The organism is Bradyrhizobium sp. BR2003 (genome assembly GCF_009720285.1).
Taxonomy (GTDB): Bacteria; Pseudomonadota; Alphaproteobacteria; order Rhizobiales; family Xanthobacteraceae; genus Bradyrhizobium; species Bradyrhizobium elkanii.
This window is the reverse complement of the sequence record NZ_SMYJ01000011.1, coordinates 79,821-101,540: the sequence shown is the minus strand read 5'-3', so window position 1 is coordinate 101,540 and position 21,720 is coordinate 79,821. Positions and strand designations below refer to the sequence as shown.

Sequence of the window (21,720 nt, the reverse complement as noted above, 5' to 3'; positions counted from 1 at the left end):
AGGGATTGCGGCCGGATTTTCAACCGATTTCGATGCTCCGACCGAGCTTGTCCCGCAACCGGATCCCGACCATAGTGCCGCGATGACAAAACCTCCGTTCCGCCTCTCCCCCTATCAGGTCCAGTTCCTGATGGTCGTGGGCTTCGTCACCGTCGGCTACGCGCTCTACGTGCGCTATCTGGCAATCGAGTTCTCGCCCGTTGCGCTGGCCTGCGACGCCGGCACGCAGACCATGCTCTGCAAGGCGCGCGCGCTGTCGACCGTACTGTTCAAGAACTCGGTGTTCGGAATCACTGCGCTGGTAATCGCAGTGTTGAACCTGACGCGGCCGTCGATCGTGCTGCTCACTGTCGGCTTGATCGCCGCGGGGCTCGGGATCGTGCTCTACAACGTCGTGCTGTCGGGGCTCGCGATCGGGCTGTTCATCCTGGGCTTTGCGCGGCCCGCGCCCGCCACAGCGTAGCGGCAAGCAAGAGGTACATCGCGCAAGTCCAGTCCGACTGCCAGTTGATCGTGCCCTCGTTGTAGATCGTGTAGAGGGCGGCGATCGCCAGCAGGCCGGCGAACACAGATTCCGCGAGCGGCCGGATGCCTTCCTTCGGGCGATTGAGCATGGTCAGCAGCGCGAACGGCACCACGGCCATGGTCAGCGAGGCATACGGAAAGTCGCGGTAGCGCGGATCGAAGGTGAAGCCGAGCGCGGTTTCGGCAGCAATCACCGTGGTGATGATCAGCACAATCGCCAGCACCGCGCCGATCACGCCCTTGCCGCGATAGTCGCGCGGCCCGACCAGCTCCAGGAAGGTCGGCAGCGACCGCCCGGCGATCAGCGCATGCGCCGTCAGCAGTGGCGCCGCAATGCCCGCCGCGAGCAGCACGCCCCAATGCAGCCAGCCGCCGACGCCGTAGCTCTCGTAATACATCTTGTCGCCGGCAATCCCGAGCAGCGCCCCCGCCGTCGTCGCCGAAATGGCGACCGCGATCCAGGCCGACGGCCGCGGCGTCCAGGGCCGACGGCGCAGCGTCAGCCAGGCCGCGAGGAAGGTGGCGACGGACAGCGCCATGCCGCCCGCCATCTGCAGCTTCCAGTCCGGATAGTTCGTGATAGCAACGCCGGGCGGATACTTCACCTGCCGCTTGATCGAATCGAACAGGCCCCAATTGCCGCCGACGGTGCCCTCGAGCTTGCGCTTCCAGGGCTGGTCGTAGGCCTCGATCAGGTTGACGCGGAAACCCTCGCGCTTGGCGAGGTCGAGGATCTCGGACACCACCCGCGCCTGGTTGGTGCGCGACGGCAATGCGCCCTCCCGCATCCGCCCCTGGCTCGGCCAGCCGGTCTCGCCGATCAGGATTTCCTTGCCCGGGAATGTCACCGCCATCCGCTTGCGGATATCGTCGACATGGGCCGCGGCGTACTTCGCCTTGACCGGGATGTCCTCCCAATACGGCAGGATGTGAATGGTGACGAAATCGACCGCGTCATAAATCTCGCGGTTCTTCACCCAGTATTCCCAGACGTCGGCATAGGTGACGGGAAGATTGCCCGCCGCCGCCTTCACCGCGCGGATGTTGCCGGCAAGATCGGTGGCGGTCATCTCGCCGCGCAGCAGCACCTCGTTGCCGACGATCAGCGAGGTGACGACACCGGGATACTCCTTGGCGAGCCGGACCGCGATCGCGATCTGCTGCAAGTTCTTGAAGCGATTGCTGCTGAGCCAGATGCCCTGCATCACCTTCAGCCCGACCTTGGCCGCAACGCCGGGGACCTGGTCGAGGCCGTTCTCGATCGAATAGGTGCGCACGCAGTCGGTGACCTTGGCGAGATCGGTCAGATCCTGCTCGATCTGCTCGACTGGAATCTGCGTGGTGGGATCCAGCGGCGTCTGCGCGCCGCGGAACGGCGTGTAGGACACGCATTGCAGCTTTGCTGCGGGATCGATCGGCGCACGCACGAGCGTAATCGGCGTGGCGAGCCACCACCACACGGATGCAATCACGGCGAGCGAGATCAGGAGAAGCGCCAGCGGCGTACGAAGCGAAATCGGTTCCATCCTCCGGGGGACCGTCGAATTAGCCGGTCACAGCCCATCTGCCAAGAGCGGGATTAGGTCAATACCATGGTTGTCCTGCGACAGTTTTGCGCTGGGTCGATAAAGTTGTGAGTTTGCTGGACAAAATACCAAATTCCAGTCATGGGATTCCGCCAGAGTCTCCGCCGCACTGGAGACCTATTTGGACGGCATCACGCGAGCCGTTAGGATGATCCCGCGGGGGCAGGAACATTATCGGGGAATACATGCGTCGACGGCTGCTTGAGTTGAAGAACACTGCTTTGCGCCACCTTGCCGTAACCGGCCTTGTCACAGGCCTTGCGCTCCTGACCGGAGCCGGCGGCGCTTTTGCCCAGAGCGGCACGCCCAATCCGCCCGACCAGGCCAAGCAGCAGCCTGGGCAGGCCGACGCGAACGCCAATGCGGCGCGGGAGGCCAACCAGCGCAAGGTCGAGGAATTCGTCGAGGCCCAGCAGGCGATCAACGGCCCGGCCGGCAACCCGGAATGCGTCTGGCTCGGCCGCCGCGTCGTCCGCCTGATGTGGAACGACGACCTCGACACCGCGTTCCGCCATCTCGACCTCTACGACCGGTTCGGCTGCCCCGGCGGCCACGTCCAGGCGGCGTTCCGCTGCCTGACCCGGTTCGGCGCCCAGATCGACGACAAGGTCCGCGGCAGCCTCGACGGCCGTATCCACGCCTGCTGGATCAACCCGGGCGCGCAGCCCCAGGCCGCAGCGGCCGCCGCTGCGCCAACCCCGGCGCCGGCGACGGCCGGCACCGCCGCACCGGCACCGGCGGCGTCGCCCTCGCCTGCACCGACCCCGTCGGCGTCACCGGCACCGGCGTCGAAATAGCCGTATCTCGCGACCGGGTCCGGCCGCGATTTTTTTTCGCGGCTGGAACGGCTTGCGCCCTTAAAACGCCATCGCGGCACACCAGTTGTTAAATCGGATGGCGGAGATATCTTTCCCTCCGCCGTCGTATTGGTCGAACCCAGGGGACGGGTTCGCTTAGTCCTCAATCTCAGGCCCCGTATGGTTTAACCGCGATGCGCGCCGTCGTCGCCGTCCTGTTGCTTGTCACCGCCGCCCACGCCGCCCTGTGGGGTCTCTTCCAGGAGAAGCAGTCGGCGCCCGATTTCCGTGGCACGCTGCCGAGCCTGTCCTACGCCCCGTTCGAGTCAGGTCACACGGTCGCTGACGTTGCCGCCGACACCGAGAAGGTGCGCGCCGACCTGAAGAAACTCTCCACGCTCACCAAGGCGGTCCGCCTCTATTCGTCGACGGAAGGCAACGAGCTGGTGCCGCCGGTCGCCGCCGAGTTCGGCATGAAGGTCACGGTTGGCGCGTGGATCGACAAGGACGCCAACCGCAACAACCGCGAGATCGAAGCCGCGATCAACCTGGCCAAGCGCAACAGCAACGTCATCGGCATCGTGGTCGGCAACGAAACCGTGTTCCGCGGCGAACAGGTGCCGCTGGAAAACCTTGGGTCGGTTCCGGAGATCGGCGTGCCGCCCGAGGAGTCCGAGCGCATCCTTCGCGAGGAAGCGCAGCGCCTTCACGACGCGGAAATGCAGCCGGATGAAAGCGGCAGCAGCGGCTTGAGCAAGCGCGCTGAAGCGATCAAGTGGGCCACCGCCGAAAACAACGTGCACCGGCTGATCAAGTTGATCCAGCGGGTCAAGAAGTCGGTCAGCGTTCCCGTCACCACCGGTGAAATCTGGAACATCTGGCGCGACCATCCGCAGCTCGCCAACTCCGCCGACTTCATCGCCGCGCACGTGCTGCCCTATTGGGAAAACTTCACCGACAAGCAGGCGGTGGACCAGGCGGTCGACCGCTATAACCTGTTGCGCGACTCCTTCCCCGGCAAACGCATCCTTATCGCCGAATTCGGCTGGCCGAGCCAGGGCTATAATCTGCGCAGCGCCGTGCCCGGCCCGTTCCAGCAGGCCACGGTGCTGCGCAACTTCGTCACCCGCGCCGAAGCGATCGGCATGGACTACAACATCGTCGAGGCGATCGATCAGCCCTGGAAGTTCTTTGAAGGCGGCGTCGGACCCTACTGGGGCATCCTCAATGCCGACCGCGAGCCGAAATTCGCCTGGACCGGACCGGTCACCGATCCGAACTACTGGAAGATCGCGCTGGTCGCCGTGCTGGTCGGCCTGTTCATGTCGCTGCCGATCCTGCGGCTGGACCAGCCGACCGTGATGCAGGCGCTGCTGCTGTCGGCGGCCGCCAACGGCGTCGGCGCCTGGGTCGCGACCGTGTTCTCGTACTGGACCACACACTACTTCGTCTGGGGTTCGGCCTTCGCGCTCAGCCTCGGCCTGGTGCTGCTGGTTCCGCTGGTGCTGATCGCGATGGCGCGGATCGAGGAGATCGCGGCGGTGGCGTTCGGCCGCGGCCCGCGCCGGCTGATCGGCAAGAGCGCGCCGCTTGCGCCCGCCACGATCGGCGAGAACGTGAAGTTTCCGAAGGTCTCGATCCACATCCCGGCCTATTTCGAGCCTGTCGAGATGCTGAAGCAGACGCTCGATGCGGTGTCGCGGCTCGACTATCCGAACTTCGAGTGCGTCTGCATCATCAACAACACGCCCGATCCCGACTTCTGGCGGCCGATCCAGGATCACTGCCGGCTGCTCGGCGAGCGCTTCAAGTTCATCAATGCCGAGAAGGTGCAGGGCTTCAAGGCCGGCGCGCTGCGCATCGCGATGGACCGCACCGCGGCGGATGCCGAGATCATCGGCATCATCGACGCCGACTATGTCGTGCATCCGGACTGGCTGAAGGATCTCGTGCCGGCGTTCGCCGATCCGCGCGTCGGCCTCGTGCAGGCGCCACAGGAGCATCGCGACGGCGATCGCTCGCTGATGCACTACATCATGAACGGAGAATATGCCGGGTTCTTCGACATCGGCATGGTCCAGCGCAACGAGTTCAATGCCATCATCGTGCACGGCACGATGTGCCTGATCCGCCGCGCCGCGATGGACAAGGCCGGCGGCTGGTCCAGCGACACGATCTGCGAGGATACCGATCTCGGCCTCTCGATCCAGCAGCAGGGCTGGCTCACGCACTACACCAATGTGCGTTACGGCGAAGGCCTGCTGCCCGACACCTATGAGGCCTTCAAGAAGCAGCGCCATCGCTGGGCCTATGGCGGCTTCCAGATCGTCAAGAAGCACTGGCGGCGCTTCCTGCCCGGCGCCAGCCGACTGACGCCCGATCAGCGCCGCGAGTTCTCGCTGGGCTGGCTCAACTGGCTCGGGGCCGAGAGCCTCGGCGTCGTGGTGGCGATCCTCAATCTGATCTGGGTGCCGATCGTCGCCTTCGCCGATATCGCGATCCCCGACAAGATTTTGACGCTGCCGATCATCGCTTCCTTCATCGTCTCGCTGGTGCATTTCGTCGCGCTCTACCGGCTGCGCGTGAACATCAAGGCCGGGCAGATGTTAGGGGCCATGATCGCGGCGATGAGCGTGCAGTGGACGGTGTCGCGCGCGGTCGCGCAGGGCCTGATCACCGAACATCTCGCGTTCGCCCGCACCTCCAAGGGAGGCCTGTCGCGGATGTCGATCGAGTTCCAGGCGTTCTGGGAAGCCGTGATCGGCGTGTTACTGCTGATCGGCGCCGTCGTGCTTGTCGTCACCAACGGCTACAAGCAGGTGCGCGAGATCTACATCTTCGCCGGCGTCCTGGTGTTGCAGAGCCTGCCATTCCTGGCGGCGGTCTCGATCGCAATCCTGGAAAATTCGCGGATCAACGAGTTCGCATTCTGGCGCAACAGCGCGATCCGCACCGCGGAACTGATCGGATTGCGCCCGGTCAGCCTGCCCTCGGTCGCCGCCCCGTCGCAGCCGGTCGGCTCGGAAATCCGCCGCGACAACTAGCGGCGGATTTAGCCGACTTCAAGAAACGGCCCTAACCGCAGGCGCCGGAACGGCAAATCCGGCGCGCCGGTGCACAATTGAGCGCCCCTCGGCTATTGACCCGATGGGCCCTGCCCCCTACACAGCGCGGGCTGGAGCACGATCCCGAGATGCGGGTTAACCCGCTGACGTCCGGATCCGCTGTTCAGGTGAGTGAGCGCGTAGCTCAGGCGGTAGAGCACGTGACTTTTAATCATGGGGTCGAGGGTTCGAGTCCCTCCGCGCTCACCAAATAAATTCTGTCCAGCCCGGCGACTAAGACATGGGTGACAGCCTCGTGCCGAACGGGTTGTCGAGAGGTTGCAGGGTTTTCTGCTCCAGGTCGAAGTATCCAAGATCATCGTGCATGAAGCTTGCGAGCCAAATGCCGTCATCGACTTCCTTGCTGCCGAGTTGGCCGGCCAGCATGGTGGAGATGTTGATCCGCTTGCGGTGCAGGCAAAGCGCCCGACGCTTGATGGAGCACGCGAGAGCATTCGAGCCAATCCAGGACGGCCGAATCTACATCGAGAAGATCAACGCCCCATGCTCTACAGGACAAGGCAGCGCCGGCCGAGTGGACAGGGCTCCAGCATGCAATCGGAAAAGCTGGCTTGAATATCACGCGAGCGGGACGTTCGCGCGGATGCTCCCAGTCTGGGAAAGACCTGTTCGTCGGGGGCTGTCCCATACATTCGGAGTACCTCATCTAGTGGAGCTCAGGCCACGAGGCCTTGGCGTTTCGCACGTCCTAATATCCATCGGAATTTGCACCTCCTTCCTGGGGCTAGGCCAGCGCCGCCCTCAAGCGGACGGCGTTGGGCATTCTCGCCATGCGGATGATTGACCAGGTGCCGAAAGAAGCTTGGGATAGCATCTGCCCGGCTCCTCCAAGGTCGGGCGCCCATCCCAAGGCGAAGCCCCCGAGGACGATCTGAAATGGAAACGGCCACGCTTCTATCGGTTCTCCGCGATCGGAACGTCAGAGTATGGGTTGAAGGGGACCGCCTGAAGTGCAGCGCCCCCACTGGCGCGCTTGACGCAGAGTTACGCGCGACACTGGCTGACCGAAAGCAAGAACTGCTCGCCTGGTTTCGGCAGGCGGAGACGCTGAAGAGCAGTCCGGCCGACTCCCTGCCGATCGAGCGCGAGGACGGGACAGGAGCGCTCCTGCCGACAATTTCCAGGGAAGTTCCGTTGCCGATAATCCCGGCACGGCGGGAACGCATGAGCCGCTTCGTCAGGGAGCTACGGAGTTGCGGTTACGACCTCGCAAGCTGCGCCCAACGTCTTGAGGTCCTGCCTCGCCTCGGCGTCAATTTCTGGCAACGAATGCGAATGTCCTGGACTCCTCGAAAGAGCGATCCAATCGATAATCTCATTACGCTCTTCATCGATGGCCACCAGGTGAGCGCAGACGTTATCGCGAAGCAGATTTCGTCGTCCTTTGTCGATGCTGCGCTCGAAATGAGATTGGCTGAAAAAAACGGCGACTTGTTGCAATCGAACTTCTGTTTGTTCCCATGCTATGGGAAATACCTGGTCACCGATCAAGCCGAGAAGAACACCGCAATCAATCAAGTCATGTGGTTGTGGGGAGAGAGCTTTATGCTCGGAGGCTTTGTGAAGAGGATCCCCCGCAGGCGCGCCATTGATCTCGGAACCGGCTCTGGAGTGCACGCTATTCTGGCAAGCGACCATTCTGCGACCGTAGTGGGCGCAGACGTCAGTCCACGCGCCATCGCATTCTCCAACTTCAATGCAGCGCTAAACGAAAAGAGCAACATCGCTTTCGTTACAAGCGATCTCTTCGATTCGATCGATGGGACATGTGATCTGCTGGTATGTAATCCTCCTTACGCACCGGACACTGCCGCCAAGGCAAGCGATAATTTTTGGAGCGGTGGAATAGAAGGCACTGAGCTTCTGCGGAGGGTCGTCGAGGCTCTTCCCACGAGGTTGGATGCGGACGGAACAGCCTACATCAATGCTCTGTTTCCGAATCCTCCTGGAACGAAAATCAGGGATCATTTCGATGCTTGGCTTGAAGGCAATCTCACGGAGTGGGACGTGCTGGATCACACCTGGCCGGTGCCGGGATATCAAGATTTGTTCTCCGAGCAACCATTCCAAGGTGATATGAGCGCGTGGCGCTTTGGCGTGGTGAGTATGCGTCGATCTCGGACTGGCCGGGGTTGGTGGAAGGAAGTCGCGGGCAGTGGCCTGTTCTTCCGAGAGGACGGAAGTTGCAGCGTAATCGCTGATCACGATGCCTACGGGGCACCTGCTGGACCATCGCCGAACAACTCGTAGGACACGGAGGAGTACAGCATCATTCCCGGCAGACGTCCGTCATGGTCTCCCCGTCCCGCAGACGGACGACAAAGCGAGGACGCTCTTCCATCACCGAACCCGTTTTCCAAGGCGTCCACACCTCCCGCACAACAAAAGCGGAAAGTGTAACCCATGTCCGGTACGCTCTGTCACCTATGTCTCGGGCCGCTCAAACCCATTTGAGCCAAGTGGTCAGCCTTCAAAACACTCCGTGCGGCAGTGACATCGCTCGCGCGGTGTTCGGAAGCTGGCGCCCGGGCCCTGGCTCTTCTTAATTTTGTGTGAACCAAGCCACAGTTGTTCGGCGCGATCTTTAGTAGGTTTTCGGCGCTGGGGATTTCAGGGCCCAGAGGCTGGAAGAACAGGGCGCCGCCGGGACAAATCATTTCGGGCCCGGCGGCGTAATTTTTCGGAATGGTCAGAACGCAATCCCAATGCTCGGATCAGACGCATCCGGACGCCAACGGCTCGTTGCTCTCCCTGTCATCACGTTCGGCGTCGCCTGCGTCGAGCCCGCCTGCGGTTCTCCGGACCGGTCGGTGGCGCGCGTATTGCGGCATAAGCCTTGCTCTTTAGATGGCGCAGGCAATTTCAGTGTCCCGGTTCAGGAACAAGCTGTCCCCGGGTGTGTATTTTGGAGACGGGCTCGATTAATTGGGAGGCATCGTTGAGACACGCAGCGCCCCTACTGGCCAGGTTCGTCGTTCGGAGAGGAAGCACCGACTGGATGGTTTATGATCGAGAGCTCAAGGGGCCAGCGCAGTTGAAGAAAGACGGCCGCTTCGCCGAGAAGCTGACGAAGGAACAAGCCGAACACATCAAGCAGGCGTTGACGGACGCCCTCAAGCCCAAGCCGTGATTTAGGCAGAGCGAGCTCGAATACCCGATCGGTGGCGACACAAACCGCGAACAGATGACATCTGTGTTACCTCGTAAGGTATATGAACAGAGTTGGGCAAGGCGAACAAGGCGCGGCAAAACCGGGGCGCATCAGCGGAGCAAATTAGGCCGTTGCGGAATTCAGCTTTGGCCACTGGACGTTCTGATCGGGCCAGCGTCGCCGTTGGGAGGGAACGATCGGGGAACAGCTCAAGGCACATCGAAAACCGCCCGTGTCGGAAAGGTCACCCTCGCGGCCGAGGGGTGGAGCGCGACGCATGACGGCGCAAGCGCGCCGTTCAGCGCACAAATTCGGAACGAACATTCGGAGCGCTGCAACACTTCATCCGTCAAGCCAACGGCAGCTCGCCCTGACCGCCTGTCCAGTCGATGATGTCGACCTGGAGTCCTCGCTTCAGCATCTCGGCCTCGAGGCTGCCGGCATGCCGTTTCCACTCGGGCGTTGCGCGGACGCGGAATCTTGGATCTTCGCCGGCGGCCTCGAATTGGTCGTCGGCTTTCAGCGCGCCGCGGACGGCGTCGTACATCATCTTCAGGCTGGCGTCGGTGAAGGCGCCGTAGTCCATCGGTCGTCTCCCTTGGCACTGTGGACGCAAAAGGCCGCCACGTAGTCACTCGTGGCGGCCTTCTGCAAGCGGCCCATCCAGACGGCCTAGGCCGACGTTGCGCGAGTCGGGTTAACGAAACGTTGTTCGTGCGCCGGCGCGCACTCAGATCGCGACGCGATCGAAGTCGACGGCTATCCGGCTGTTCGGGAAAATCCTCGTCGCCTCCGCCAGAATGTCCTCGTCCGGGTAGCGGCCCGAGATGTGCGTGAGCACGAGCTGCTTGACCCCGCTCCGCGCCGCGAGCGCGGCGGCTTCGCTGGCCGTCAAATGCCCGTAGTCGCGCGCGATGGCCGCGTCACGCTCGAGAAATGTCGCTTCGATCACCAGCAGGTCGGCGTCCCCGACGTGTTCGGCCAGCCCCTCGGTGGTTTCGGCATCACCGACGATGACGAGCTTCCTTCGTCCCTGGGCGGGGCCAAGCACCTGCTCCGGATCGATGGTGCGACCATCGTCCAGCTTCACCTGCCGTCCCTCCGCCAGCTCCCGCCGAACGGGCCCGTCGGGCACGCGCAGCGCCAGGAGCCGGTCCGGGAGGAGATGCCGGCGCATCGCGCTCTGAAACGAGAAAGCAAAGCTGTCCGTATCCCGGTGGCGGACCGCAAAGCAATCGATGGTGAATTCGCCGGCGTCGAGCACTCGCCCCTCGCTCAACGGCACCAGATCGAGCGGGATCGGCGCCCTGCCCGCGCCCCAAAGGCCGGCCAGCATGCGGACGACGACATCGAGCGTGCCGGGTCCGGCATGAATCGTCATCGCATCCGAACTTTGCCGCAACCGGAGGGTCGAAAACAGCCCGGGAATGCCGAGCACATGATCGAAATGCCCGTGGGTCAGCAACAGGCGATCAAGCCGTCGAAAGCCGGCGCCACTCCGCAGCAGCTGGCGCTGCGTTCCCTCGCCGCAATCGACCAGAATACGACTGCCGGCTGCCTCGACGAGGATGCCCGGGTGATTGCGCTCGGGAGACGGCACGCTTGCCGACGTTCCCAGAAAAGTCAGCGAGAACATCGCAGCACCTCGCCTTCCGACTGCCGACGGCGCCATGCCGCCGAGATCGCGCAACCTGATGGCAGCGTCGCTCGGTGTGTTCAAGCACTTCGATGCCGACGACGGTCGAGCGAGGCGTCCTGAAGCCGACAGCTTTGAGGGCAGACCGCATCCGCGCCATCGGGATCGGTCGTCGTGACCGGCACGCGGCGCCCTTGTCACGCCCCCAACCGGTCACAGCCTCAAACATCGAAACAGCTGCGCGAGCGCGGTGTTGGCGGATTGCGCGCGCCGTTCGACGATTTCGGCCGCAGCGGCGTAGTTGCGCGCCAGGATCTGGAGCGCGCGGCGGGCATCCGGCAGCGTCGATTGCTCCGCCATCTCCAGGCACTGATGCTCGAAATATCTGAGCTCCTCAAGTTCGGTCATTCGCGAATCGTCCGATCGGGTCCTGTAGTTTCGAACTCAGTGCGCCAGCGACCTAGTGAAAGTTTGGCAAGTTTGTTGCGGGAGCCGAGCGATCTGGTCGGAGTGTTTCTGGATGCATGAATTGATAGTCACCGCTCCGTGACCGATGCGAGGGTGAGCCGCGCGGATCGACAAGCGCGAGCAATCGTTTCACAATGCGGCGGTCTCGCTTTGCGAGCTTTGGAACACACGCGGTCGATGCGGTATCGAATTGGCTTTGTTGGACCGATGAGGAAACGCGATTGGGCTTTCGTGGCGGCTTGTATGGCAGGCGCGCTGCTGTTCGGTGTCTGGAGTTTCCAGATGGGTATCGCGTTTCACCGATCCCGGCACGGCGCGACCGACCTCTCCAGTTCGCATCGGCGGAGCCAGGACGGCACCTCCGCGCGCAGCCCGGCCGGGCTCCAGGCGGATGACGGCGATCCGCAGGCCGGACCGCCGCGATAGGCGTCGCGATCGCGCTCGTCACCGCCACACCGCGTCGGACTAGGCCCAGGCCAGGCCTGCCATGCCGGCGGCGCCATCGTCATCCGTCTTGGCATGCGTGAGCCGCCTGCGGCGCGGACTGTCCTTGGCACGACGATGACGAGCGCCAAATCTGTGCAGCGCCATCGGCATATGCCGCATCGCGCCGCGGACGAAATCGATCGCCTGCCTGACGACGGCCACGACCGTCGCAAGGCGGGTAAAGAAGCCGATCAGGAAGATCATCGAGAAGATGTCGATATAGGCCAGCACATCGCCAACCAGCATCAGCTCGGGAGGAAGCGGAATCCGGTGCCAGTAGGCGCCGATCACGATGGCAACCGGGATCAGCGCGATCAGCTTCCGCAACGTCAGCCGGTCGAGCAAGGCGGCGAGCTCAACGACCAGGATCTGCCACAGCCAATCGCCAAGCACGGCCGGCTTGTCGATCGTCCAAGTTTGCCATAACCGCTGCCACATCGCCGCTCCGCCTCCCCTTGCGTGCAATACCGGCGCGCTACGGCTTCGACGTCGCCTCGCTGCCGCTGCCCTCGTCTGCAGCGCCCCGCGCATCGGCCGAATCGGCCGATGGAAAGATGCGCTCATAGTTCGCTCGCGCCTCGCGGATCAGGCGCGCGCGCTCGCGTTCGGACTTCGAGATGAACCTGATGATCTCGCCCATATTCGCTCCAAGGCAGAAATGATGATCCGGCCGTCAGCTATGCAACCATCGTGCCCGACGGCCGCATGGCCGGCCTCCTCGCGGGAGCTCAGCGGAATGCCCGCGGCGCCATCCGCTGCTGGCTGAACGCGACGCGCGGATTGATGCCGCAATAGGCGTCGCGGCCCGACGCGGATGCCTGACACTGCTGATAGGTCTGGTAGCCGCAATAGCCGGGATATCCCTCCTGCCGGCCCTGGATGCACCAGGGATACTCATAGGGATCGGCCGCCGCAGGCGACGCGGAACCGACAATCCAGCTCGTTCCGAGCGCCGCGAACGCCAGAATTGCCCAATTCGTCCTGCGCATGATCCTGTTTCCTTGCTCAAGCGGCATCCACCTGCTGATCTAGGTACGCCGGCAGGATCTGCGAGGTTTCCGGTGACTGCCTCAAGAAGCTGTGACGATGGTTGAAAGCCCGGTCGCGGCACGGTGAGGACCGGCTGACCGGTCATCGGCCCTCGCGGCCTCCAGACCCGCCGGCCTTCTGCCCGCCGGGCCGCCCAGCGCATGTAGTTAACCGACGCCTAATCGGGGATGCGCGGTTGAAATGTGCGACTTAAGCGCGCCGCAAGGCGGTTGCCCTAGTCTCCCGCGCGGCTCAATGGACGACGACACCCGGAGAGGCTCGTCGCACGGGGGATAATCATGCGCAGCGCGCTCATTGCTTCAATGATCCTGTCACTTGCGGCCGGGCCGGCCGTTGCCGGACCACGAATGTCGGGGCCGTCCGAGGCGGCACCGGGCAGCGTCGAGAAATATCGCGGCTACGTCTTCGATCTCTCCGAGAACGCCGACCGCAAGGACGTTACCAGCATCGGCGACATGGTCCGCCGCCAGCTCGACGTCGTGGAAACCGCAGGCTTCAGCCCGAAGGTGCTGCAGTTCTTCCATCGCGTGCCGATCGTTGCGAGCGAGATGGCGTGTCTCGACGAAGGCGCGGCGGCGGCCTGCTATGGCTTGACGCCGCCGGAATGGGACCGCGGTACGACGCGCGACGTCACCATCTGGGATCACGACAAGCAGCAATGGACCAATTCGGACCCGCTCGCGCTTGCGCTCGATTCCGGCATCGGCATCATCAGGATGCGTCCGAACATGATGCGTTACGCGAAGGAGCCGGTGCTGCTGCATGAATTCCTTCATGCCTATCACGCCCGGCTGATGCCGAACGGCTATGAGAACAAGGGGATCAAGGCTTTCCTCAGCCAGGCCAAATCGAAGGAGCTGTTCGCCAAGGAGGCCTATGCGTTGAAGAACCAGCAGGAGTTCTTCGCGGTGACGGCGAGCATCTTCCTGGCCGGCAAGGATTCCGAGCACGAACCCTATACGCGCGCCACGCTCAAGGAGAAGATGCCGGACTACTACAAGTATCTCGTCGGCCTGTTCGGCGCCGATCCCGAGGAAACCGGCGTCACGCCGGTCGCATCGGCGAACTGAGCCCGGTATTCCACAAAAAAACGAGGCCCGGTGTGCCTAGGAGACCGGGCCTCGTTTCTGATGTCCCCCGCCTCGTGGCGGATCAGGTGTTGTCGTTACGCGACCTTGTCCGCGCGATCCATCCCGGATGATTACGGGGTCAGGCGCGCGCTGGCCTCACTTGCTGTAGCTGTAGAACCCCTGCCCGGTCTTGCGGCCGAGATGTCCGGCATCGACCATCTCCTTCAGCAGCGGCGCCGGCCGGTATTTGGGGTCGTTGAAGCCGGTGTAGAACACCTCCATCACCGACAGCATGGTGTCGAGCCCGATCAGATCGGCAAGCGCGAGCGGGCCGATCGGATGATTGCAGCCGAGCTTCATGCCGGCATCGATCTCCTCGGCGGTGGCAATGCCTTCCTGCAGCGCGAAGATCGCCTCGTTGATCATCGGGCACAGAATGCGGTTCACCGCAAAGCCCGGGCTGTTCTTCGCCGTGATCGCCACCTTGCCGACCCGCTTGGCGAAGGCTTCGGCCTTGGCGACGGTGTCGTCCGAGGTCTGCAAGCCCCGGATCAATTCGAGCAGCGCCATCACCGGCACCGGATTGAAGAAATGCATCCCGATGAAGCGGTCGGGACGATCGGTCGAGGCCGCAAGGCGAGTGATCGAGATCGACGAGGTGTTGGTTGCGACCAGCGCGCTCGGCTTCAGCGCCGCACAGAGATCCTTCAGGATCTTGATCTTCAGCTCCTCGTTCTCGGTCGCGGCTTCGATCACGAGATCGCAGGCGGCGAGCTTGGCCTTGTCGGTGGTCGCATTGATGCGCCCGAGCGTCGCGTCGCGGTCGGCCGCGGTCATCTTCTCCTTGGCGACCAGCCGATCGAGGCTGCTCCCGACCGTCTTGAGGCCGCGCTGGACCGCCGCGTCGGAGATATCCACCATGGTCACGCCGAGGCCTGCCGCCGCGCAGATCTGCGCGATGCCGTTGCCCATGGTCCCGGCGCCGATAATGCCAACCGTCTCGATCATTGCGTTCGTCCCTCGTCGCTTGCGCGGCCGCGCGGCCGCATCGTCAAAAACGGCGGACCGGAAGGGTCCGCGGATGGCGCATGAATAGCAGTCCGGCCGCGCGGCCGATACAGCGGGAGCCGGTATTCCGGTGGGGTCTATTCGGGGCGCGGCGGGTGCGCCCGCCGTGACGGCACGGCTGGCCGCGGCGGCAATTGGGTGCGCGGTGGTTCGGCCGCGCGCGACGGTTCGAGCACGCGGTTCAGTCGTACGATCCACCAGGCCAGCCGCCCGTAGCTGCGGCGCAGCGCCGATCCGACTCCCTCGTCGATGTCCTGATCACGATCCATACCCCTATCATTAACGTGCATCCTTGAAGGAACGGTGAGCGCCATCACCTGCAGCGCCGGCAGTCGTTAGGAACCTCGCAACCATCCCCGCGCAGGCTGTGCGCGGGCGCTGGTAGTCTCCCGGATTGCACCGGGAAGTCCCCGCGCGGCAGCATCGCAGTGCCGGTCCGACTCGCATTTTGTTGATCGAATTTTCCGCCGAGCGCCGCGACATAAGGACATTAGACGACGAGGGCTACGCCCATGCTTGCCGAGAAATTCATTCTGTTGCTCGAGACATTGCTTAACGGCCAGACCCATTCCGACGGAAGTCCCCGCGTGGTGAGCACTTCGCCCCACATTCCGGTCAAGCTTTCCCGTGGAAGCCAACCGCAAGGCAGCCTGCCTCGCTAGCCCCTGCTGCTCGCAGGTTAGGTCGCTGCGAGAGTCTCAAGGGCGTCGCAGCCACGTCGCTGCGGAATGCTGGTCGCGACGTTTGCCTCCGCCAGTTGGCCCGTCGTGACGCACGAGCCATTTGGCCGGAGCGGCCTTTCACCCGTGATCCAGCTCATAGTTAGTGAAGCTGAACCACGCTACACCGCTCCGGCAACGACGTGGTGCCGCCATGGACGATAAGACCCACAGCAAGACCGATTTCGGAAGTATCGCAGTCGCAATCTGCGTCGCCGCCTATATCGCGATCATGCTGGCCTATCTCGCCCAATGCGATCTCGGCCTGACCGCAGCGCAGACGCGTCATCTCTCGATGCTGGCAGCGCTGTTTCTCGCGCTGCCGGTCGCGCTGGATTTGCTGCGCACCGGGCCAGGCGACGCTCCCTGACGCGGGCACGTGCGCGCCTGCCGCCGCCGATCTCCCCTGCAGCAAACGCGCCTGCGCAACATAGCGCTAGGTGAAGCGACGCGAATCAGCGTTACTTTGCAACTGATCGCTTCGTGGGATTTGGCGGCATGACCCAGCCCGACGTGTTTGATCAGAAGGTTCTGGATCAGAACATTCGCGACCTGCAGGAATGGCTGCGCAAGGCCTGGCAGCAACTCGCGGACCCTTCGCTCACCGCCTTCTCTCGCCGCGAATTGCGCAACCAGATGAAGCAATGCAACGCCGATTTGCGCGTGCAACTGCAAGCCGCCTCCAAACGAATGTTGGCGCAGCCCGCCGCATCGGGGAGGACGTTCGCCAAGCCGGCGCTGCGGATCCTCGCCTAGAGCATGATCCGGAAAAGTGCGAAGCGGCTTTCCCTCGCGACAAACGCAGGGCGTTTGCGCGGAGACCATGCCCAAACAATGGGCTGAAGCGCGATGACAATTCAACCCAATCTCATCGCGCCTCAGCACTTGTCCGGCTGTCGCACATGCCAGCGCGCCAAAATGCCGCGATCTCCTGCTGCATGCTGGCCATACGCACCCTCTGCTTGTGCAGGGACGCCCGACGAGGCACAGCAAAACAGCTCCGGTATGCCTATATTGGGCGTCGTGTAGCGGCCAATGCCGCCAATGTTTAGGGACTCCCGTGTTATATCTGGAACTTGCGATCGTGGCGGTCTTGATCGTCGTCAACGGTCTGTTGTCGATGTCGGAGCTCGCGATCGTCTCCTCGCGTCCGGCGCGCCTTGCGGCGCTGGTCGAACGAGGCGTCAGCGGTTCGCGCCGCGCACTTGCACTGGCCTCCGATCCCGGCAAGTTCCTCTCCACGGTGCAGATCGGCATCACGCTGATCGGCGTGCTGTCGGGCGCCTTCTCGGGCGCAACGCTTGGCCAGCGTCTGACCCAATGGCTGCTTGAGCTCGGCGTGTCCGCAGGCATCGCCGACGCGGTCGGCGTCGGCCTCGTCGTCGGCGTGATCACGTATGCCTCGCTGATCGTCGGCGAGCTGGTGCCGAAGCAGATCGCATTGCGCGATCCCGAGTCGATAGCGGTCAAGGTCGCGCCGGCCATGACCATGATGGCGCGGCTGTCGCTGCCGCTGGTGTGGCTGCTCGACCGTTCCGGCAAGCTGCTGCTGTGGGTGCTCGGCCATCGCGAGGATGCACAGGACCGCGTCAGCGAGGACGAGATCAAGACGCTGGTGGTGGAGGCCGAGAACGCCGGTGTGCTCGAGCCCGGCGAAAAGGAGATGATCGCCGGCGTGATGCGGCTTGGCGATCTTCCGGTCGGCGCCGTGATGACGCCGCGCCACGAGGTCAGCCTGATCGACCTCGCCGCCCCCGCAGCCGAGATCCTGGCGACGCTGCAGAAGAGCAGTCACTCGCGCTGCGTGGTGTTCGACGGCAACCGCGATCATGCGCTCGGCATCGTGCAGGCCAAGGACGTGCTCGACGTCTACCTCGCTGGCCAGACGCCCGACATCCGCGCGCTCACGCGCGATGCGCCGATCATTCCAGAGACCGTCGACGCCCGCGACGTGGTCGCGATCCTGCGCGACTCCAGAGTGCATATCGGCCTCGTCCACGACGAGTACGGCACCTTCCAGGGCGTCGTCACCAGCGCCGACATCCTCGAGGCCATCGTCGGCGCCTTCCACACCGAGGAAGGCCCGGCCGAGCCCGCCTATGTCCGGCGCGACGACGGCTCCTATCTGATCTCGGGCTGGATGCCGGCGCTGGAATTCAGCGAACTGCTCGGGATCGCGCTGCCATCGCCGCGGCCGTACCAGACCGCGGCCGGCTTCCTGCTGCATGAATTCGGCGCGATCCCCGATGTCGGCGCGAAAACCATCGCGCAGGGCTGGCAATTCGAGATCGTCGACCTCGACGGCCGGCGCATCGACAAGGTTTTGGCCAGCAAGCAGCCGGCGGCCTGACATTTGCCACCGGGCCGTCCTGTTGATAAGCGGCAAGACAGCAAAACAGGCGGCCGCGGTGTGCTATCGGCATAGCGGCGGCCCGAGTCCCCCCGAGTAAACCTCACGGAATAGATTCCCATGCGCATTACCCTTGTCGGTTCCCGCCATTTCGGCGTGACGACCCTGAACATGCTGCGCGAACACCATGTCACGCTGGTCAGGGTGGTGGTCCATGACGGCGAGGACCGGCTGGCGGCGGCGGCCAGGGCGGCCGGCATCGAGGTCGTTGTCCAGGCCGATCCCAAGCTGGTGACGGCCGCCGAGATCGCGCCGGACACCGACCTGATCGTGACCGCCCACAGCCACGCCCGGGTCAGCAGGGAGGCGCTTGCCGCGTCCAGGCTCGGCGGTATCGGCTACCACCCGTCGCTGCTGCCGCGCCACCGCGGCATCGCGGCGGTGGAATGGACCATCAAGGAAGGCGATCCGATCGCCGGCGGCAGCATCTATCACCTCGCTGATCGCATGGACGCCGGTGCGATCGCCGCGCAGGACTGGGTGTTCGTCAAGAAAGGCGAGACCGCCCGCGAGCTGTGGGAGCGCGCCCTGGCGCCGCTCGGTCTGCGTCTGCTTGCTCAGGTCATCGACTACGGCAAGGTCAACGGCTCGCTGCCGGCCAAGGTCCAGGATGAGCAGTTTGCGACCAAGGCGCCGAATCTGAGCCCTGGCAAACACTAACCCGAGCTAAAGTATATGAATACCTCGCTCGGAAAAGCCACGCTCGGATTTTCCGTTCCTGATCCGGAACCGAATTCACCATGATGTGTTTGAGTTCACAGGAACATTTGGGGACTCTCGCGACGCAGCAAATTTTGAACACATTGTGACAGGATAAGCCGCGTCATCACACGAAATTACAGGGATTTGATTCATGCGTTCGATCCGCATTCGCGACCTGATTTTGGTCACTACAGTCGCCTCGGCCGCCTCCCTCACCGCTGCTCCCGCGTCCGCTCAGCAGCCTTATGACGGCCTTTGGAACGTCACCGTCGTCACCAAGACCGGCAGCTGCGAACCGTCGCAGAGCTCGACCGTGACCGTCGCTGAAGGAAAGATCTCGGCACAGGGCGCAGCGATCTCCGGCACCGTCGGCAGCGGGGGACTTGTGCGAGTCTCGATCAATGGTGCATATGCGAACGGACAACTCAGTGGCAACTCCGGATCGGGGAAGTGGAATGGGGCATCAGCTGGCGTACCGTGCAGCGGCCGATGGGAAGCGTCCCGTCGGTAAGATCACCAGCCTATCAAGTTTCTTCGCCATCGCGCGGCGGCCAGCAATTGCAGCCGCCGCGTTTTTCGTGACCGCACTCGCAAGCACCGCGGGTCATGCCCAGTCCGGCCCGTTCGCCGGCATGGCGGGCACCTGGTCGGGCGCCGGCTCGGTCACACTGGACGACGGCTCCAGCGAGCGCATCCGCTGCCGTGCGACCTATCACGTCGGCGGCCCCAGGATGACCATGAACCTCACCTGCGCCAGCGATGCCTACAAGTTCAACCTGGCGGCCGACGTGCAGGCCGAAGGTAGTGCGGTCACCGGCTCCTGGAGCGAGTCCAGCCGCAACGTCAGCGGCGACCTGCGCGGTCGCGGCAGTGGCGGTAACTTCCAGGTCGTCGCCAGCGCGCCCGGTTTCAACGCCGACATCTCGATGCGCACCAGCGGCAACAAGCAGGCCGTTACCATCAGGGCTGACAGCCAGTTCCGCGGCGCCAGCATCACGCTGTCGAGGTAATCGATCCGCCCTCAGGCGAGAAAAGCCCTCGGTCATTCCCGAGGGCTTTTTGCTGGCTAGATGCCAATCGATCACACCCGTCGCAGCGGTGCTATGCCGCAGGCACGAATGCTGTGACCTCGATCTCGACCTTGGCGCGCTGGTCGACCAGCCCGTCGATATAGAGCAGCGTCGACGGCGGGAAATTGCGCCCGAGCGTCTCCTTCCACGCCGCGCCGATACCGGCGCCCGCGGCCTCATATTCGCTGCGACTGGTCAGGTACCAGGTCAGGCGGACGATGTGCTCGGGGCCGGCTCCGGCTTCGTTCAACAGCTTGACGATGCGCTTCAGCGCGGTACCGACTTGGGCGGCCATATCGGGGGAGTAATCGCCCTTCTCGTCGCCGCCGGTCTGCCCCGCCAGCACGATCCACCTGCCGGGCGCGTCGAACGCGACACCGTGCGAGAAGCCGCGGGGTTTCGACCATTCGGCCGGTTGCAAGACACGCATGAGCAGATCCTCCTTTATGGCGTTCGTCATTCCGGGATGGCTCGCAGAGCCAGACCCGGAATCTCGAGATCCCGCGTTCGCCCGCTTCACGTGCGCCCCGGGATGACAGCGTAGTCGATGCTGCTTAGCAGAGATCACGCGGGTGACGCATCACCGCGCAGGGAGAATTGCGCGTTGCAAATTCATGGCAGCTCGCCGATACCGGGCACCCCTCCTCATCCGCTCTTTCCCCGTCATGGATCGCACGCCCTCGAAGACCCGCGCAGCATTGTGGATGTCCGGCTGGCTCGCGCTGATGCTGATCGTGGCTGTGGCCGGCCGCGAGGCGACGCGCGAGGTCAACGTCTTCCAGCTGATGGCCGTTCGCGGCGTGCTCGGCTTCGCGATGCTCTATCCGCTGATCCACATGAATGGCGGGTTTGCGATCGTGAAGACGGCACGGGTGCACGTCCATATCGCGCGCAACCTGATCCATTTCTGCGCGCAGCTCGGCTGGTTCTTTGCGTTGACATTGATCCCGATCGGCCAGGTGGTCGCGATCGAGTTCACGATGCCGATCTGGACCGCGATCCTCGCGGCGAGCTTTCTCGGCGAGCGGATGACGCCGTGGAAGATCGTCGCGATCGTGCTTGGCCTGGTCGGCGTATTCGTGATCGTGCGGCCGGCGGCCGGTGCGATCAATCCGGGCCAGCTGATCGCGCTTGCCGCGGCTGTCGGCTTCGGCATCTCGGTCGCCGTGGTCAAGTCGCTGACGCGGACCGAGCAGACGCTGACGATCATGTTCTGGATGCTGGTGGTGCAATCGCTCGCGAGCATCGGGCCTGCCCTCTACGCCTGGACCTGGCCGCCGCTCTCGACCTGGGGCTGGCTCGCCGTGATCGCGTTCTGCGGCACGTTCTCGCACTATTGCATGGCGCGCGCCCTGCTCCATGCCGACGCGACTGTCGTGATCCCGATGGATTTCGTCCGCGTGCCGCTGACGGCGATCGCCGGCTGGCTGATCTATGCCGAAAGGCTCGATGTCTACACGGTGCTCGGCGCGGCCATGATCCTGGCCGGCAACCTCATGAACCTGAAACCGACCGCACGGAAGCCAGCGCGCGCGCGGTGACACCGGCGCCATACGCGCGCAGCGCCGCCGCGGCCTGCCAACCAAAGGCCGAAAGCGTGTTACTTTCCTGCGGCCTTGCGCAGCGCCGCGTTGATGCGGTCCTGCCAGCCGGGGCCGCCCTCCTGGAAATACTCCAGCACGTCCTGATCGATCCGCAGCGTGACCTGCTCGCGGACGCCGGGGACAGCGACGGTCTTTGGCACCGCGTCCGCGACCTTGGTGGTGGCGCGCTTGAACGCCGCCTCGGCTTCGCTGCGGGCATCGTTCAGGGTTCGCGGTCGCCTCGGCTGGTCGGCCATATGATGGATTCCTGTGT

Annotated in this window: 24 protein-coding genes, 1 tRNA gene and 1 pseudogene; 14 read left to right on the top strand and 12 right to left on the bottom strand. The window is 63.8% G+C overall.

Translation table 11 applies throughout. The annotated features are described in order from the left end of the window. The first annotated feature begins 82 nt into the window (after positions 1-82). Positions 83-463 carry a hypothetical protein gene (locus E2I15_RS06810; RefSeq protein ID WP_018271584.1) on the top strand — a complete coding sequence of 127 codons (381 nt, stop codon included), beginning with the start codon at positions 83-85 and terminating at the stop codon, positions 461-463. On the opposite strand, the gene E2I15_RS06805 is transcribed toward E2I15_RS06810, so the two are convergent. Further along, positions 423-2,051 (bottom strand): glycoside hydrolase family 17 protein, encoded by a 1,629-nt coding sequence (locus tag E2I15_RS06805; RefSeq protein ID WP_137480765.1) that lies wholly within the window; start codon positions 2,049-2,051, stop codon positions 423-425. The genes E2I15_RS06810 and E2I15_RS06805 overlap by 41 nt on opposite strands. A 245-nt stretch (positions 2,052-2,296) precedes the next feature. Between E2I15_RS06805 and E2I15_RS06800 the strand changes: the two genes are divergently transcribed. The 3 genes from E2I15_RS06800 to E2I15_RS06790 all read left to right on the top strand — a co-directional run bounded on the left by E2I15_RS06800 (position 2,297) and on the right by E2I15_RS06790 (position 6,222). Further along, the gene (locus E2I15_RS06800; protein ID WP_137480767.1) at positions 2,297-2,908 is read left to right on the top strand and encodes a beta-1-3, beta-1-6-glucan biosynthesis protein; all 612 of its coding nucleotides are present in this window, start codon (positions 2,297-2,299) and stop codon (positions 2,906-2,908) included. 194 nt (positions 2,909-3,102) lie between these two features. Further along, positions 3,103-5,952 (top strand): glycosyltransferase, encoded by a 2,850-nt coding sequence (locus E2I15_RS06795; protein ID WP_137480769.1) that lies wholly within the window; start codon positions 3,103-3,105, stop codon positions 5,950-5,952. A gap of 194 nt (positions 5,953-6,146) precedes the next feature. Further along, positions 6,147-6,222, top strand: a tRNA-Lys gene (locus E2I15_RS06790). 24 nt (positions 6,223-6,246) lie between these two features. Here the strand turns inward: E2I15_RS06790 and E2I15_RS39805 are convergent. Next, positions 6,247-6,435: pseudogene (locus E2I15_RS39805) on the bottom strand (hypothetical protein); the annotation flags it as partial. 474 nt (positions 6,436-6,909) lie between these two features. On the opposite strand from E2I15_RS39805, the gene E2I15_RS06785 reads away from it, so the two are divergent. Then, complete coding sequence (locus E2I15_RS06785; protein WP_137480770.1) at positions 6,910-8,283, top strand: TubC N-terminal docking domain-related protein; 1,374 nt, start codon at positions 6,910-6,912, stop codon at positions 8,281-8,283. 1,250 nt (positions 8,284-9,533) lie between these two features. Here the strand turns inward: E2I15_RS06785 and E2I15_RS06775 are convergent. The 3 genes from E2I15_RS06775 to E2I15_RS06765 form a co-directional block, all read right to left on the bottom strand. Next, positions 9,534-9,770 (bottom strand): hypothetical protein, encoded by a 237-nt coding sequence (locus E2I15_RS06775; RefSeq protein WP_137480774.1) that lies wholly within the window; start codon positions 9,768-9,770, stop codon positions 9,534-9,536. 144 nt (positions 9,771-9,914) lie between these two features. Further along, positions 9,915-10,820, bottom strand: a complete 906-nt coding sequence (locus E2I15_RS06770) for a ribonuclease Z (protein ID WP_137480776.1) — start codon at positions 10,818-10,820, stop codon at positions 9,915-9,917. 213 nt (positions 10,821-11,033) lie between these two features. Then, entirely contained in the window at positions 11,034-11,228 is a 195-nt protein-coding gene (locus E2I15_RS06765; protein WP_016846119.1) for a hypothetical protein, read from the bottom strand. 303 nt (positions 11,229-11,531) lie between these two features. Between E2I15_RS06765 and E2I15_RS06760 the strand changes: the two genes are divergently transcribed. Continuing rightward, complete coding sequence (locus E2I15_RS06760; RefSeq protein WP_137480778.1) at positions 11,532-11,714, top strand: hypothetical protein; 183 nt, start codon at positions 11,532-11,534, stop codon at positions 11,712-11,714. 39 nt (positions 11,715-11,753) lie between these two features. Here the strand turns inward: E2I15_RS06760 and E2I15_RS06755 are convergent, their stop codons facing one another. The 3 genes from E2I15_RS06755 to E2I15_RS06750 all read right to left on the bottom strand — a co-directional run bounded on the left by E2I15_RS06755 (position 11,754) and on the right by E2I15_RS06750 (position 12,763). Then, positions 11,754-12,212: a hypothetical protein gene (locus E2I15_RS06755; RefSeq protein ID WP_137480780.1), complete on the bottom strand. Its 459-nt coding sequence runs from the start codon at positions 12,210-12,212 to the stop codon at positions 11,754-11,756. 37 nt (positions 12,213-12,249) lie between these two features. After that, positions 12,250-12,414: a hypothetical protein gene (locus E2I15_RS38655; protein WP_170991638.1), complete on the bottom strand. Its 165-nt coding sequence runs from the start codon at positions 12,412-12,414 to the stop codon at positions 12,250-12,252. An 88-nt stretch (positions 12,415-12,502) separates the two neighbouring features. Next, the gene (locus E2I15_RS06750; protein WP_028340725.1) at positions 12,503-12,763 is read right to left on the bottom strand and encodes a DUF3551 domain-containing protein; all 261 of its coding nucleotides are present in this window, start codon (positions 12,761-12,763) and stop codon (positions 12,503-12,505) included. A gap of 339 nt (positions 12,764-13,102) precedes the next feature. Here E2I15_RS06750 and E2I15_RS06745 point away from each other — a divergent pair, with 339 nt between their 5' ends. Next, the gene (locus E2I15_RS06745; protein ID WP_170991639.1) at positions 13,103-13,894 is read left to right on the top strand and encodes an anthrax toxin lethal factor-related metalloendopeptidase; all 792 of its coding nucleotides are present in this window, start codon (positions 13,103-13,105) and stop codon (positions 13,892-13,894) included. A 156-nt stretch (positions 13,895-14,050) separates the two neighbouring features. On the opposite strand, the gene E2I15_RS06740 is transcribed toward E2I15_RS06745, so the two are convergent. Both E2I15_RS06740 and E2I15_RS06735 read right to left on the bottom strand, forming a co-directional pair. Continuing rightward, positions 14,051-14,902: a 3-hydroxybutyryl-CoA dehydrogenase gene (locus tag E2I15_RS06740; protein WP_137480782.1), complete on the bottom strand. Its 852-nt coding sequence runs from the start codon at positions 14,900-14,902 to the stop codon at positions 14,051-14,053. Between the two features lie 137 nt (positions 14,903-15,039). Continuing rightward, positions 15,040-15,231, bottom strand: a complete 192-nt coding sequence (locus E2I15_RS06735) for a hypothetical protein (protein WP_137480784.1) — start codon at positions 15,229-15,231, stop codon at positions 15,040-15,042. Positions 15,232-15,835: 604 nt separating this feature from the next. Between E2I15_RS06735 and E2I15_RS06730 the strand changes: the two genes are divergently transcribed. The 6 genes from E2I15_RS06730 (at position 15,836) to E2I15_RS06705 (ending at position 19,803) form a co-directional block, all read left to right on the top strand. Next, a complete protein-coding gene (locus E2I15_RS06730; protein ID WP_137480786.1) occupies positions 15,836-16,051 on the top strand; it encodes a hypothetical protein in 216 nt (71 codons plus the stop codon). A gap of 128 nt (positions 16,052-16,179) precedes the next feature. After that, the gene (locus E2I15_RS06725) at positions 16,180-16,437 is read left to right on the top strand and encodes a hypothetical protein (protein ID WP_137480788.1); all 258 of its coding nucleotides are present in this window, start codon (positions 16,180-16,182) and stop codon (positions 16,435-16,437) included. 304 nt (positions 16,438-16,741) lie between these two features. Further along, positions 16,742-18,031, top strand: a complete 1,290-nt coding sequence (locus E2I15_RS06720) for a hemolysin family protein (protein ID WP_137480790.1) — start codon at positions 16,742-16,744, stop codon at positions 18,029-18,031. Between the two features lie 120 nt (positions 18,032-18,151). Next, positions 18,152-18,751: a formyltransferase family protein gene (locus tag E2I15_RS06715; RefSeq protein WP_018271570.1), complete on the top strand. Its 600-nt coding sequence runs from the start codon at positions 18,152-18,154 to the stop codon at positions 18,749-18,751. Positions 18,752-18,944: 193 nt separating this feature from the next. Beyond that, positions 18,945-19,304, top strand: coding sequence for a hypothetical protein (locus E2I15_RS06710; RefSeq protein ID WP_246668210.1), 360 nt, complete (start codon positions 18,945-18,947; stop codon positions 19,302-19,304). Continuing rightward, positions 19,249-19,803 (top strand): hypothetical protein, encoded by a 555-nt coding sequence (locus E2I15_RS06705; protein ID WP_170991640.1) that lies wholly within the window; start codon positions 19,249-19,251, stop codon positions 19,801-19,803. Before E2I15_RS06710 ends, E2I15_RS06705 begins: the two co-directional genes overlap by 56 nt. A gap of 91 nt (positions 19,804-19,894) precedes the next feature. Here E2I15_RS06705 and E2I15_RS06700 read toward each other — a convergent pair whose 3' ends face one another. After that, entirely contained in the window at positions 19,895-20,293 is a 399-nt protein-coding gene (locus tag E2I15_RS06700) for a RidA family protein (RefSeq protein ID WP_137480792.1), read from the bottom strand. 235 nt (positions 20,294-20,528) lie between these two features. Between E2I15_RS06700 and E2I15_RS06695 the strand changes: the two genes are divergently transcribed. Next, complete coding sequence (locus tag E2I15_RS06695; RefSeq protein WP_137480795.1) at positions 20,529-21,404, top strand: DMT family transporter; 876 nt, start codon at positions 20,529-20,531, stop codon at positions 21,402-21,404. A gap of 59 nt (positions 21,405-21,463) precedes the next feature. Here E2I15_RS06695 and E2I15_RS06690 read toward each other — a convergent pair whose 3' ends face one another. Continuing rightward, entirely contained in the window at positions 21,464-21,703 is a 240-nt protein-coding gene (locus E2I15_RS06690) for a BrnA antitoxin family protein (RefSeq protein WP_050400483.1), read from the bottom strand. Positions 21,704-21,720 lie beyond the last annotated feature (17 nt).

What these genes read in the sequence shown, in the direction of transcription:
- E2I15_RS06810 (WP_018271584.1), top strand. Translation starts at nt 83, where the DNA reads ATGACAAAACCTCCGTTCCGCCTCTCCCCCTATCAGGTCCAGTTCCTG.
- E2I15_RS06805 (WP_137480765.1), bottom strand. Translation starts at nt 2,051, where the DNA reads ATGGAACCGATTTCGCTTCGTACGCCGCTGGCGCTTCTCCTGATCTCG.
- E2I15_RS06800 (WP_137480767.1), top strand. Translation starts at nt 2,297, where the DNA reads ATGCGTCGACGGCTGCTTGAGTTGAAGAACACTGCTTTGCGCCACCTT.
- E2I15_RS06795 (WP_137480769.1), top strand. Translation starts at nt 3,103, where the DNA reads ATGCGCGCCGTCGTCGCCGTCCTGTTGCTTGTCACCGCCGCCCACGCC.
- E2I15_RS06785 (WP_137480770.1), top strand. Translation starts at nt 6,910, where the DNA reads ATGGAAACGGCCACGCTTCTATCGGTTCTCCGCGATCGGAACGTCAGA.
- E2I15_RS06775 (WP_137480774.1), bottom strand. Translation starts at nt 9,770, where the DNA reads ATGGACTACGGCGCCTTCACCGACGCCAGCCTGAAGATGATGTACGAC.
- E2I15_RS06770 (WP_137480776.1), bottom strand. Translation starts at nt 10,820, where the DNA reads ATGTTCTCGCTGACTTTTCTGGGAACGTCGGCAAGCGTGCCGTCTCCC.
- E2I15_RS06765 (WP_016846119.1), bottom strand. Translation starts at nt 11,228, where the DNA reads ATGACCGAACTTGAGGAGCTCAGATATTTCGAGCATCAGTGCCTGGAG.
- E2I15_RS06760 (WP_137480778.1), top strand. Translation starts at nt 11,532, where the DNA reads ATGGCAGGCGCGCTGCTGTTCGGTGTCTGGAGTTTCCAGATGGGTATC.
- E2I15_RS06755 (WP_137480780.1), bottom strand. Translation starts at nt 12,212, where the DNA reads ATGTGGCAGCGGTTATGGCAAACTTGGACGATCGACAAGCCGGCCGTG.
- E2I15_RS38655 (WP_170991638.1), bottom strand. Translation starts at nt 12,414, where the DNA reads ATGGGCGAGATCATCAGGTTCATCTCGAAGTCCGAACGCGAGCGCGCG.
- E2I15_RS06750 (WP_028340725.1), bottom strand. Translation starts at nt 12,763, where the DNA reads ATGCGCAGGACGAATTGGGCAATTCTGGCGTTCGCGGCGCTCGGAACG.
- E2I15_RS06745 (WP_170991639.1), top strand. Translation starts at nt 13,103, where the DNA reads ATGCGCAGCGCGCTCATTGCTTCAATGATCCTGTCACTTGCGGCCGGG.
- E2I15_RS06740 (WP_137480782.1), bottom strand. Translation starts at nt 14,902, where the DNA reads ATGATCGAGACGGTTGGCATTATCGGCGCCGGGACCATGGGCAACGGC.
- E2I15_RS06735 (WP_137480784.1), bottom strand. Translation starts at nt 15,231, where the DNA reads ATGGATCGTGATCAGGACATCGACGAGGGAGTCGGATCGGCGCTGCGC.
- E2I15_RS06730 (WP_137480786.1), top strand. Translation starts at nt 15,836, where the DNA reads ATGGACGATAAGACCCACAGCAAGACCGATTTCGGAAGTATCGCAGTC.
- E2I15_RS06725 (WP_137480788.1), top strand. Translation starts at nt 16,180, where the DNA reads ATGACCCAGCCCGACGTGTTTGATCAGAAGGTTCTGGATCAGAACATT.
- E2I15_RS06715 (WP_018271570.1), top strand. Translation starts at nt 18,152, where the DNA reads ATGCGCATTACCCTTGTCGGTTCCCGCCATTTCGGCGTGACGACCCTG.
- E2I15_RS06710 (WP_246668210.1), top strand. Translation starts at nt 18,945, where the DNA reads ATGCGTTCGATCCGCATTCGCGACCTGATTTTGGTCACTACAGTCGCC.
- E2I15_RS06705 (WP_170991640.1), top strand. Translation starts at nt 19,249, where the DNA reads ATGGGGCATCAGCTGGCGTACCGTGCAGCGGCCGATGGGAAGCGTCCC.
- E2I15_RS06700 (WP_137480792.1), bottom strand. Translation starts at nt 20,293, where the DNA reads ATGCGTGTCTTGCAACCGGCCGAATGGTCGAAACCCCGCGGCTTCTCG.
- E2I15_RS06695 (WP_137480795.1), top strand. Translation starts at nt 20,529, where the DNA reads ATGGATCGCACGCCCTCGAAGACCCGCGCAGCATTGTGGATGTCCGGC.
- E2I15_RS06690 (WP_050400483.1), bottom strand. Translation starts at nt 21,703, where the DNA reads ATGGCCGACCAGCCGAGGCGACCGCGAACCCTGAACGATGCCCGCAGC.